15 protein-coding genes are annotated in these 12,162 nt (G+C 37.8%); 1 reads left to right on the top strand and 14 read right to left on the bottom strand.

Features of this window, described 5'->3' with window-relative positions; all coding sequences use genetic code 11:
* Positions 1 to 46: 46 nt before the first annotated feature.
* From EPL05_RS14375 to EPL05_RS14310, 14 genes are all read right to left on the bottom strand, one after another.
* Positions 47 to 418 (bottom strand): hypothetical protein, encoded by a 372-nt coding sequence (locus EPL05_RS14375; RefSeq protein WP_128534662.1) that lies wholly within the window; start codon positions 416 to 418, stop codon positions 47 to 49.
* Between the two features lie 16 nt (positions 419 to 434).
* Positions 435 to 2,924, bottom strand: coding sequence for a TraG family conjugative transposon ATPase (locus tag EPL05_RS14370; protein WP_128534661.1), 2,490 nt, complete (start codon positions 2,922 to 2,924; stop codon positions 435 to 437).
* 2 nt (positions 2,925 to 2,926) lie between these two features.
* The gene (locus EPL05_RS14365) at positions 2,927 to 3,241 is read right to left on the bottom strand and encodes a DUF4133 domain-containing protein (RefSeq protein ID WP_128534660.1); all 315 of its coding nucleotides are present in this window, start codon (positions 3,239 to 3,241) and stop codon (positions 2,927 to 2,929) included.
* Between the two features lie 11 nt (positions 3,242 to 3,252).
* On the bottom strand, positions 3,253 to 3,591 hold the full coding sequence (locus tag EPL05_RS14360) for a DUF4134 domain-containing protein (RefSeq protein WP_128534659.1): 339 nt from the start codon (positions 3,589 to 3,591) through the stop codon (positions 3,253 to 3,255).
* Between the two features lie 29 nt (positions 3,592 to 3,620).
* Positions 3,621 to 4,160 carry a hypothetical protein gene (locus tag EPL05_RS14355; protein ID WP_128534658.1) on the bottom strand — a complete coding sequence of 180 codons (540 nt, stop codon included), beginning with the start codon at positions 4,158 to 4,160 and terminating at the stop codon, positions 3,621 to 3,623.
* A gap of 150 nt (positions 4,161 to 4,310) precedes the next feature.
* Positions 4,311 to 5,180 (bottom strand): RteC domain-containing protein, encoded by an 870-nt coding sequence (locus EPL05_RS14350; protein WP_128534657.1) that lies wholly within the window; start codon positions 5,178 to 5,180, stop codon positions 4,311 to 4,313.
* Positions 5,181 to 5,324: 144 nt separating this feature from the next.
* Positions 5,325 to 5,558 (bottom strand): helix-turn-helix domain-containing protein, encoded by a 234-nt coding sequence (locus tag EPL05_RS14345; RefSeq protein WP_128534656.1) that lies wholly within the window; start codon positions 5,556 to 5,558, stop codon positions 5,325 to 5,327.
* 98 nt (positions 5,559 to 5,656) lie between these two features.
* Positions 5,657 to 7,594 carry a conjugal transfer protein MobC gene (gene mobC / locus EPL05_RS14340; protein ID WP_128534655.1) on the bottom strand — a complete coding sequence of 646 codons (1,938 nt, stop codon included), beginning with the start codon at positions 7,592 to 7,594 and terminating at the stop codon, positions 5,657 to 5,659.
* 9 nt (positions 7,595 to 7,603) lie between these two features.
* Entirely contained in the window at positions 7,604 to 8,845 is a 1,242-nt protein-coding gene (locus tag EPL05_RS14335) for a relaxase/mobilization nuclease domain-containing protein (protein WP_128534654.1), read from the bottom strand.
* Positions 8,800 to 9,222 (bottom strand): plasmid mobilization protein, encoded by a 423-nt coding sequence (locus tag EPL05_RS14330; RefSeq protein ID WP_128534653.1) that lies wholly within the window; start codon positions 9,220 to 9,222, stop codon positions 8,800 to 8,802. The genes EPL05_RS14335 and EPL05_RS14330 overlap by 46 nt, the downstream gene beginning before the upstream one ends.
* Before the next feature lie 179 nt (positions 9,223 to 9,401).
* Positions 9,402 to 9,659: a hypothetical protein gene (locus EPL05_RS14325; protein WP_128534652.1), complete on the bottom strand. Its 258-nt coding sequence runs from the start codon at positions 9,657 to 9,659 to the stop codon at positions 9,402 to 9,404.
* A gap of 70 nt (positions 9,660 to 9,729) precedes the next feature.
* Complete coding sequence (locus EPL05_RS14320) at positions 9,730 to 10,335, bottom strand: ParA family protein (RefSeq protein ID WP_128534651.1); 606 nt, start codon at positions 10,333 to 10,335, stop codon at positions 9,730 to 9,732.
* Between the two features lie 192 nt (positions 10,336 to 10,527).
* Positions 10,528 to 10,863, bottom strand: a complete 336-nt coding sequence (locus EPL05_RS14315; protein ID WP_128534650.1) for a hypothetical protein — start codon at positions 10,861 to 10,863, stop codon at positions 10,528 to 10,530.
* 3 nt (positions 10,864 to 10,866) lie between these two features.
* Entirely contained in the window at positions 10,867 to 11,184 is a 318-nt protein-coding gene (locus EPL05_RS14310) for a helix-turn-helix domain-containing protein (protein WP_128534649.1), read from the bottom strand.
* A gap of 185 nt (positions 11,185 to 11,369) precedes the next feature.
* Here EPL05_RS14310 and EPL05_RS14305 point away from each other — a divergent pair, with 185 nt between their 5' ends.
* Positions 11,370 to 12,161 (top strand): alpha/beta fold hydrolase, encoded by a 792-nt coding sequence (locus EPL05_RS14305; RefSeq protein WP_128534648.1) that lies wholly within the window; start codon positions 11,370 to 11,372, stop codon positions 12,159 to 12,161.
* Position 12,162 lies beyond the last annotated feature (1 nt).

Genomic DNA, 12,162 nt, shown 5'->3' with positions numbered 1-12,162 from the left:
TTCTGGTCAAATTGATCAGTTAAATTATATCAAGAAATCAGTATTGTTATTTTACTTTTTGATATTCAGTATCACCGAATTTTAAACTTTTCTTTTCGGGTAATACGGAAATTTGTTTACCCAATTCGGTTTCTTGCAATAAATGCTTATCCGTGTCGTATGATGATACCCATTTCGCAACTTTAAATTCTTTGGGACGTGTTTTACCATCTCTAACTTTATTAAAGCCAGTTTTTCTTTCGACGTTGTAGGTTTGCGAATTTCCTTCCAATGCTATAACTAATGTATCAGATGTGATACTGTATTCATTTTTAAATTGAGTTACATAGGTGCCTGAAATATCACTTTTATTACTGGCAGGGCTGCAACCGAATAACACGGTTATAGTTAAAGCGATTAAAATGATGGATACTTTCATAATAGTTGTATTTAAGTTATGCTGCTTGTTCTAATTCTTCCCTTACAATTGCTGCAATGCCCAATTGCATACTGCCGTACTTTTTCGCATAGGCATGTACTTTTGCTTTCTCCGATGATTCAGTCGTATAAGTCCAATACTCTTCCCGGCTAACTTCGGTACGATAAACCTTAGATAGCTGACCATTTAGGCTTATAAAAACCTCCTTGTATTTAAAGTCTTCATCATTGTTCCTGTTCATGCTCATTATCAAGGCTGTTTCTTTATCGGTGATCCCTAATAAAGCTTGAATTTTTGGAAAGTCATTTTGATATTTACGCTGGTCAAGTAATATCTTGCAATCACTATTATTGATGATGGCCTGCTTAACCACAGGCGAACTGATTATATCTTCAATATCCTGGGTAACAACCAAAGCTTCACCGAAATATTTACGGACTGTTTTGAACAGATACTTAATATATTCTGCCATCCCTTCCCGCGCTATCGCTTTCCATGCTTCTTCTATCAGGATCATTTTACGGGTTTCCATACTTAGTTTTCGCATTTTGGAAACAAATGTTTCCATGATAATTAAGGTCACGACCGGAAATAATATTGGGTGATCTTTGATATTGTCCAACTCAAAGACAATAAAGCGCTTCTGCAATAAGTCAAGATTTTCTTTTGCATTCAGCAGGTAGGAATATTCACCGCCTTTGTAGTATGGTTTCAATACAAATAGCATGTTATCAATATCAAAACGAATATCCTTCACTTTTGATTGCTTCATTGTTTCATAAAATTCTGTCGATAGAAATTCATAAAAGCTATCGAAGCAAGGAAATATCTCGGTTTGGATCTTTAATTTCTCATAATAATGGTACAAAGCATCCGAGATTGCGACGTATTCAGAACGCTGCACACCCTCATCCTCCTTCTTCCATAATGCAAGTATCATAGCCTTTATGCTCTCTCGCTTTTCCGTGTCAAGATATTCACCTTCAGGAACATAAAAAGGATTAAAGCTGATCGGTTTGTCTTCTTTATAAGTAAAGTAATAACCGCCTACAAATTCACATAAACCCTGATAACTGTGTCCGACATCAACAATAACCACATGGGAACCCTGTTCAAAGTAGCTGCGCAACATATGATTGGTAAAGAAAGATTTACCGCTGCCGGATGGACCTAAAATAAATTTGTTCCGGTTGGTAGTAATACCTTTTTTCATGGGATCATCGCTGATATCAACGTGTATCGGCTTTCCTGATAAACGGTCACCCAGGCGAATACCGCAAGGACTTATGCTTGACTGATAATTCGTTTCGAGATTTAAAAAGCAGGTGGCCTGCTCAACGAAAGTATCAAACGTATCGTTCATCGGAAAGCTGGCTTCGTTGCCGGGTAATCCTGACCACCATATTTGTGCTGCGCCGTCGGTTTCCTGTTTCGGTTGTGCATCCATCTGGGCTAATGATGAGCTTACCTTGTTTTTGAGGTCTTTTAAATTAGAAGTATCGTCCGTCCATGCCAAAATATTAAAATGCGCTTTAACGGGTAGCCGTTGCTGACTGATCGCTTCATTTAAAAAATCATGTGTAGCGTCCCTGCCAATAGCATTTTCGCGGGAATAAGCTGAAAGGGATTGTAGCCTTAGTTTCTTCGCTTCCAGTTTCTTTATCGTCTGTTTACTGTCCCCAATAAAAATGTACTGATTATATAAATGATTACATTTTAACAAAGTACCTATTGGCGTGGAAAAGCCGGTGCTGAATTTTGTTTTATCTGTGCTATACTTATCATAAGTGATGCGTGGCCCGCAAAGAGCAGGGAGGTCTTCCACATCGCTAAGAGTATAAAGCTGGCAGTGGCTGTCACCGATCCTGATCTCGTCCTCGATATGAATATCCTTTAGCACAGGGGATTGATCCTTATTCAAAAGGAAACAGTATTGCTCTAAAATACCCGGATTTTGAAGAGTGCCTGTTAGTTCATCGTCGGTTAATCTTTTCAAGGAAATTAAACCACTATCCTCTAATACTCTAACAAACTGCCCAGCACTATCCAAAAAATCGCGAAATAATTCATCACAAGTGGTTTGCACAGGTACGATCCTTTTACGCATTAACAGGCTGGTGGCACTGGAATATTGTTTGAATTTGTCAGGCTTCTTGGTTAAATAGATATGGCAATGGTGGTGCATATAAGCACGCTCATTAAAATACCTTTCACTTGAATGTGATAGAAAAGTTTTAACGCTGCCCTGATTATTTTTTGCAAACACAGCTTCGTACTGCTCGTTTATAAACCAATCCTGTTTATGAAATACGCTATTCTTGGGTAATAATCGTAATGCTTTAATTAATACTTCATGAAAAGCCAGGTACTCGTCATTGGACAAAGTGAATATTTCAGGCAGGTTAACTTTGAAGCCAATGGTCAAATCACCTTGCGCTGAGATCATACATTGATGCTCTACCTTATAAACAGGAAATACCTGCTCTGCTTTGCTATGTGAAACCATGTCTATTTTTTTAAGTTTAAAAAGACCTTTCGGGTCGTGAATTTTAGATGATTCGGAATGTAGTGTTTAGCAGCCTTTTTCATCAGGCCATGTTCGCCGTATTTATGGCTTAATTTGAATACTTGATAAAATAAGGCACTTCCTAAAGCGGCTACGATCATGATACAATAGTGAACTGGAACGCCAAGCAGATAAATAATGGCGAAGCCTATTAACAAAGCAACAAGCCCGCCTGCTAAATAGCCTATATATTGGGCTTTTAAACCTTTAAACTCAATTGGCTTATTAATGCCTTTATTGATTTGATATAATGCCATAACCTTAAATTTTAAACTCCGAAAAATGATTTCAAGACAGTTGCAACAACAACAAGGAAAATACAGCTACCAAACCAACTGGATGCTACTTTGCCTGTATCATGTTCGCCATCGTTCCATTTTTTGAAAACTTTAATTGCTCCTACAAGACCCATTATTGCCCCGATAGCATACATTAAGCTTGTGCCCGTTGAGAAATAGCTTTTAACCTGTGTTGTAGCTTGTGTAATTCCCGCATTTCCATCTTGGGCATATAGCGACAGACTAATTAAAATTAGCATTATTGTCGCCAGTACATGCCTGACAAAACTTACCGCGCTTATACGGATTTTTGATTTTTGAACTTTCATAATGAATAAATTAAGTTTTAGAAAATATGTTATGCCCAGGTTTCTTGCAGATCTGTTAAGGTCAAAGGGAACATGAGCCGTTCCTTGGAAATTTCGACGATCCTGTTTAGCATGGCTGGTAGATCAATTTCATCCTGAAACCTTTTGTAAGAATTTATCAAAATCCTAAGCAGCGTAATAAATTCAGGCTTGTTGTTAATTTCCTGAAAAGCCTTTATCAGATTTCCCGCTTCGGTTTCTAATTCGACGGAAGGAGAATAGCTTAACTCTGTGTTTGAAATTGGGGTTACATTGGTTGTGGCATCAGGCTCAACTTCATCAGGCGATGAATCTGTAAAATGCAATTCTTCGGATTTTGTTAAAGAAACGCCAACATCCAATTTCGCCGCGCCCATTACATTTGTCGATGCTACTGAAGCATTTGGAAATAAATTAGCATTGTTCTGTTTGCGGTTAAACAGGTTTGAGATTTCTTGTTGGTAATAGCGGAGTATCACATAACCGTAATAAGAAACGGATAGGATAACGATGGCTGCCAGATAGTGCTGCCAGGAAATAGAAGACAACATATTGCTTTACTTTAATCCTCGCCACTCCATGCGGCGATTCTGAAAGCAAAGGTTGGAGTAGTAGAAATTATTTTTTCACCACCTGTACATGAGTTAGGTGTTTTTTATTTAATTAAGCCCGTAACTGCCTGATAAATAATTTATTATAAATCAACTAAATTTTAGCTTTTGTTGAGCCGAAGCCTCCTCGTCCAGTTTTTCTTCAATTCGTCGTAATAAGGCCAACTTAAGTTTATCCAAAAACGCTGTACGTTCTTTTTTTCGCTTCATTATATCCTGGTATTTATGATAATAAGACCCAAGATCAACTTGAAAGACGGTTTGAAAAAAACTGACCACTGATCTTATCTCGGTATTTCCATTATTGAAAACACCTAAAGCGACTAAAGCGTAAATAAGTTCCACAAGATCAGTTTTGTTAGAAGTCCAGGTCAGTGGTAATTCAAGGCCCATTTCCGGCGGTGTTTCATCATGCTCTATAGACTTTTGAAGTTCAAGATTTAGAAAATCCTGATACTTCTCATTGGCGATAATTTTCGAAAGTTTATAGTCGTGGCTTGTAGAATACTGTTCATCTTCTTCAAATTCCTCTAAATCTACATGTACATCAAATCCTCCACGGGTAAAGTAAAGTTCGTCCATTTGAGTAGAACCCGAGCGATAGTATTGATAGAATGCCTGGTTATGATCAAAAAACCGTTTGATGTCTGCTAACTCATAATTAATATAGTCTTTTAATATACCTTCACTACCGGGCGGCGTTTGCATAATAAATTTATAGACGTTTATGAAGTAGATATATTTGCTGTAGAATTGTGGTTTAACAACCTTGAAAAAGTAGATTTCATCTTCCTTGTTTTCAAAGGCATAACTGGAAATATAGTTCTTTAACTTCGCCATTGCTTTTTTACAAAGCGTAATAGACGTTTTATATTGTTCAGCAATAGATTCTTCGTTTATAGAAACTTCGTTTAGCTGATTTTCCAAAGCACTGTAGAAACGCTCTGCAAATGTTCTCATAAGATAGTAGATAGATAAGGTTTATATTACGTTAGTTATAATCAATAGGCCAATTTTTTAATAGGGGTTAAAATTTTTCATATACAGCACAGCTTGATTACGATTATATAATCAAAAAAGTTGTCCAGGAAGATAAAATTCAAATTAGGTTTTTGCAGGCAACTGATTACTTAGCAGATCTAACAGCGGCACATTTAGGCCTTCTGCAATTTCCTGAAGATAGATATATGTGGGGTTTATATTTCCTGCTTCTAAGCGTTGAATTGACTGCTGGTCTTTTCCGATAGAATGGGCAAGCTGCACTTGTGTAATACCCTTATCCTTACGGATTAAGCGAATTTTATCACCCAGCTCTTTTAATAATACTTCCTTATTCATCGGAAGTATAAAAGAAATGTAAAGCAAATGAAATCAGTACAACGGATACGTTGTATTATTATGTTACTTATAAATAATAAGCAAAATTATTACTTAATTCAACAAAGCTGGCTTATCACCGTTTCGACCAAAATTTTAATATCCTCTTTTATCTGATGGTAATTCATCAATACTTCTGCCTGATCCACATCCCTGACTAATGGGATAGCTTGATATCTCGCCTCTTCCTGCCGTATGGCCTCATGGTCGTTTTGGATAGCATTGTGAAATGCCTTTAGGTCAATTTTATTATCAGGATCATCGGCAACCATACCCACAAATTCACCTGAAGAAAGGCCGGATATTTTTGAAGCCGGTATAGCATAATCCAATTGTACTGACTTACTTATTGAGATATCCTGACTGTTGATTGAAACGCTCTCCTTTTCCTGGTTAATCTTACCGAAGCGTTCGGACAACTGTTTCGCTGTATCACCGGTTACCTGGCCGAACACTACATTACCAACAATATTTAAAATTACTTCTGCCTGTTCACGGCCATAGTCCTTTTTCAACTGGCTGTAATCCTGAACGGCTAACGTTACTGCCACTTTGTTTGATCGCGCCGTAGCGATAAGATTATCAATACCATTAAAGTAAATGGTAGGGAACTCGTCAAATATCATACTGCACTTTTCCTGATTTTTACGGTTTACCAATTTGTTTATGCGGTTGATATATAGTGATAATACTGCGCCATATACCTGCGATTTTTGAGGATTATTAGCTAAACAAACGATCTTCGGTTCTTCAGGATTATTTATATCTAAAGAAAAATCGTTACCGCTTAATACATAGTATAATTGTGGGGATGATATGCGGGCCAGGCTGATTTTGGCACTGGCTATCTGACCTTCTAACTGTTCATAGGCTTCATTTTTCCAGGCAGAAACAAAAGGGTTAATCAAAACTTCTATTTCTGGTTCCTGAAGCAACACTTCAAACAAATCTTTATACTCTACCTGTGCCAGTTCGATTACATGGGGAAGGGTACAGTAGCGACCATTTTCATACTTCTTTAAAAACCACATGATGGCGGTTATAAAGTTGATTGGTGATTCAACAAAAAAGTCCCCTTGTTTTTTTATCCACTCGCGGTTAAGGCCCAACATGATCGTGCGGCTGGAATCTATGGCATCGGTAATATCTATCATAGTATGCGGTTCTAACGGATTAGCCCGGTGCATGATCTGTTCCAGGTTAATGATGTATTGAACAGGTTTAATTTTATATAAGTAACCGTATTTGAGCAACGCATTGTAAACGATTTTGGTTAAATCATCATATTTGAAATCGTAAACCAACATTGTAAACCCTTTTTGAATATGCTGCTGAATGATATGGCGGATTACAAAATACGACTTACCGGAACCGGGGCTTCCACCTATCAATGTACCCCGAAATGGGTTGATAATATTTATCCAGCTTTTACGGGGTTTACCTTTAAGGTTATAGATTGCAGGAAGATTAATAGAATATTCATTTTCGAGTAGCCGCTCTTCCTGCGGGAAGGATTCATTGTCTTTGTTAAAAATATCCTTGCCCAGGTTCAATTTAATCATTCTGAAAAGCAGACTTCCCCCGGACATTATTAAAAAATACCCTAATGAAGTTAAGCTGATATACATTATCGTAATCGTGTTGAATGGGTAATTTAAACGCAATAAAAGATCACTGATAAAGTAAATTATCAAGCCTGATAAACAATAAGTAACGATTGTTTTAACCCTAATCGTTTCGTCCTTCTTACCTTTGCTCCCGATTAAAGAAGCCAGTAACAATAGCAGCGCCGATGCTTTTGCATACAAAACCTTTTTAAAAATCACCATCCTGGATAGCGGTAATACCACATGATTAACCAACGGTTTTGTTAAACCCCATGCCTGAAAAGCGGGATAACACGATAAGTAAAAATGCACGATCAATATTGCTAAACTCAACAATCTTGTAAAGTCAATGATCTTTCTTAGTGCCTGTTCATTTTCTCCGGTTTGCATAAAATATAATTAAAGTGAATGACCTTTTCGTTTCTTTTTCCGTTTGTTTTGAGTAAGCCGTCCAATGGCGGCCATGTCCTGTTGTTCCTCTTTAAACAACATATCTAATAAAGATTCTCCACTGCTATTTGATTGGGAACCTGAAATATTGTCAGTAAAATTGTAAGACGGATTTACCTTATCCGTTTCCTTTTTAAAAGTTGTGTTATCATTTTTGAACCATCCTGCAAGTGAAGCAGCACTATAAGTTTTTCCTAAATCGCTGCCGTTAAATACTGCTTTTGCTTTATGATCTACGAACGTTATTCCATATAAACGCCCTTCTTCATTTTGCCGGAATATGACTTGAATACCTTCCGTTTTTAGCTGTTTTTGAAAAGCGGATTGTGACATTGGTTTCAATAATGCCTTATCAATTGTTGTTTTTAATTGGTCTTTTAATGGCTTCCTAAGCATTTCATTTAATCGAAATCTATCCTCCAAAGCTTTCATAGTAGGCTTCCCATAAATGCTGCTCGCCTTTATAGGCACACCAAGTTTGTTGCCTTTTTCATCCAAAACCCAATAAACCAACCCGTTTTTTTCATACATTCTTGAATCTTTAGACCCACGATCTGCGGTAACATTGTACTGATTTAGTACGGCATTGAGTTCAGGAATGCTTGTAAATTTGTATGCTCTGACCACCTCCGTTACAACATTTGTAATGGATCTTTTTAATTCCGACTTGCCATAATCCACCTGTTCAAGAGGTTTGATTATAACGTTTTGTTGCTTACCCTGATCCTCCGCCTTAACAAGATCGTAGGTTAATTCAACTTGTTTGCGGGCACTTTCTGAAGCCCTGTTGGCCAATAAATGAAAGCTAATTCGTTTACCATCGGGCTTAATGTTAGTTGTTACGATATGTAAATGAGGATGCCCCGCATCATGATGCTGATACACTAAATAAGGTTGTTTTCCAAAACCTAAGCCCTCCATGTAGTCATCTGCAATCTGCTGAAGAATATCTTTATCCAAGTTTTCACCTACTGCAAAATTTAACGAAACATGCAAAGTATTGACAAGGGTAAGCTGGTTACGTTTGGCAAGATCTGTAAGCCTTTCCAACTTATCGTTGAATGTTAGATCGAGCGGGTCTTTAAGATAACCTTGTGCTAAAATCAGTTCTGCTTTACCCAATCCCACCTTATGTTCATTGTAATTTATTGCACCGATGATACTTCGTCCGGTTTTAATTTTTGCGACCATAACTCTGAGAAATTTTGCATCCGTTCTTTGATTTGAGCAATGGCCGGATCAACCTTACTTCCAATAATCGAAAGTAAATTAAGCCATAACCTACTATCTGCATTGCCATGGGCACTGTTGATTTGCCGTACTGCCTGGTTGAGATTATTACCAATAGCATTCAGTTCTCTCCGCAGCAGAGCCAGCTCTTCCAGTAAATCATCCATTGATTTATCCCGGTAGTTTACGGTGATTGGTTTTTCAAGCAAAACAGATCGGATGTACTCGCTCATTTTTAAAAATCTTGTTTTCTTAAAGCGGGTATTAATTACTTTAAATTCGTTGGGCTTGAACCTTGTGGTTACTTTGCGTTCCCTGTTTTCTTCTTCATTTTCCATTCCTTATATCTTAAAAAAATCCGACCTCGGAGGATTTTTCCATGCCCCCGACTGACTTCGGAAGGTAGGGGCAAGATTCGTTTGTCGGACAAACGTTTATCTTGCTGATTGCTATTAAGAGGCAATCTGATCCTTTAGGACATCTTCCACATTCCTCCATTCGTTAATAACTGCCATCGTTATGACTTCTTCAATTTGGCATTTAAGAAGAATTTTAAAGCTTCAATACTGATGTCTTTAAGAGATCGGTCATATTCCACTCCATAAGACTTTATTCGCTTTAAAAGCCCCTTTGGAATCCACACATTTAATTGCGCTTCGTCTTCCTTAGCAATAACATTTTGCCTGACAGGATGAACCTCCTGTATCGGTGTTTTTGGAGTTTCCTTCTTTAGCTTATCTGCTAAACCACCCAGCTTGTCTTTATAATCTGTCATTATAAACCTTTCTTTAAGTTCCCCATTACATAAGAGATTTTGGCAATTACATAAATATGTATTTATGTAATTATGCACTGATGCGGTTAACGATCTCTTCCGCTAAGGATGTTATTTCCTCCTTAGCTTTAACATCCGTGCCCTGAAGTACACCAGCGGTAATTGATGATCTTGCAATGCTCACACGATCATGGATCATAGTTTCTAAAACAGGTATTTCCATGCCTTCCAACAGGCCGCTGACCTCTTTAGTAATACCTGAACGCGGCTTAATCATATTCATAACTATTCCGGCCCGAATTTCCGGCTGCCTTGCCTGTGCGTCGTTCACCAGGGCAATAGTCGAACGTATCGCCATAACATCAAAAAAACCAGCCTTTGTAGGAATTAGTATAAAATCCGAAAGGCTGAATAGTTCAAGCAGTTTATTTGATAGGTACGGAGGGGTATCAACTATAATCAAGTCATAGTCTAAATCTTTAATTTCCTGTAGTTGGTCGTTGCCTACTACAGCAAGACCTGGTAACTCGTCTTTGATGTGATAAAGGCTTCCTTGTAAATCTGTATCAACTAAAGCAACATTTAGTTGATCCTGAAAGCATACTGCCAAATTCATGGCCAGTGTGCTTTTTCCAACGCCACCTTTTTGGTGGGCTACTGTGATGATCTTTCCCATTTCTGTAATTCTAAATTGTTATAAATACATAATGCTGTAATTGCATAATGCTGTAAATCTTTAAATACATAAATCTTCAATTACAGACTTTTGTAAATACATAATCCTGTAAACCTGTATTTACATAAATACAGGTATCTTGAATTGCATAATTCTATAAATACATACTACTGTAAATACATAAATCTGTATTTATGTATCAGGAAAGGCGATACGTTTAGCTGCCTGTCGCTCCAGCAATTTTGTGTTTTGAATTGTATTGTATATCCAGTCCTTTGCCAATACTTTCCAATTCTTTTGCGCCACGCCATTGACCGTTTTCCATTCCATTTTTTCATAGTGCATATAAAAACTTTGTGCATCAGGAAAATTAAGGTTTTGTTGAAGGAAATAAATTGCTACATGATTGATTAGGGGAGGAATGATATAACCCATTCCCTGATTGTTAGAATCAGTCATTTTGTCATCATATATATTGATAACATCCTTAGCCGCTACCACCCTCCGTTTAGCTTTCCTCTTCAACATAAGTTAATACTTAACAACCATTGGACTTTGCATTAATTCCTCAATTTTGTCGGCATCGTAATAGGTTGTATTGCCTAACATGGTAAAAGGTATTTTACCGTTGTCCCGCAATCGCTGTAATTTACCATGAGATATATTCAAAACTTTCCGTACTTCAATGGCTTTGAGCCATTTCTTAGTCTTGCCAGTAATCTGGTCTTTAAGGACAGATTTGAGTTCAGATAATAACAAGTCTTTAAATTCTAAAAGGTCGCCCACAGTAATTAACTGATCGCGGAATACCTTCCCATGTTTCTCAAAATGTGAAATGACTTTTTCCATAATCAATATTTTATTTCGACAAAATTGAACAGGAAGAAATTAAGTTTTTCACCACTCGTACATGAGTTAGGTGTTTTTTTTTAGAATTCGTTTTAAATTTTAAAGGTACAATCGTGGACTAATTTCAAGTCAGCCCTAGTTTCATTAATTTAAGCGATTGTTATATCTTTACGCTTTTACGTCCTATGAAAGACATCCTAAAAAGAAATAATGTCCGCGTTTTTGGCGAGGGCAAAAAACCGATGCTGTTCGCGCATGGCTACGGCTGTGACCAAAACGTTTGGACTTCTATTACCCCGGCATTTGAAAAGGATTATCAACTAATCGTTTTTGACTATGTAGGAGCAGGTGGTTCTGATCTGTCGGCTTATGATAAAGAGCGATACAGCACCTTAAAAGGTTATTCAAAAGATGTGCTGGAGATCTGTGATGCGTTGAGTTTAAAAGAGGTAATTTTTATCGGACATTCGGTAAGCGCGATGATCGGTGTTCTAGCTGCAAATGACCGGCCGGAACTATTCAGCAAACTCGTCTTTCTTGGGCCATCACCACGATACATTAATGATGAAGGCTATGTCAGTGCTTTTGAGCGCGACGACCTGGAAGGCCTTTTCGAGATGATGGATAATAATTACTTGGGCTGGTCACAAGCGTTGGCGCCGCAGATCATGGCTAATCCGGAGCGTCCGGAACTCGGCCAAACGCTAAGCAACAGTTTTTGCGCAACTGACCCGGAGATCGCCAAACAATTTGCACGCGTAACCTTTTTATCAGATAACCGTGCCGATCTCGAAAAGCTTACCGTGCCCAGTCTTACCTTGCAATGTGCAGAAGACATCATTGCCCCATTGGCGGTTGGAGAGTTCGTCAATACACATACGCGAAATAACCAGTTGGTTATCCTAAAAGCCACCGGCCATTGTTCCCATATGAGCGCTCCAGAAGAAACTATCGAGGCAATAAAGTCATTTATTTAAT

It is taken from the genome of Mucilaginibacter gilvus (genome assembly GCF_004054195.1).
Classification (GTDB): Bacteria; Bacteroidota; Bacteroidia; order Sphingobacteriales; family Sphingobacteriaceae; genus Mucilaginibacter; species Mucilaginibacter gilvus.
This window is presented reverse-complemented; position numbering and strand designations above follow the sequence as displayed.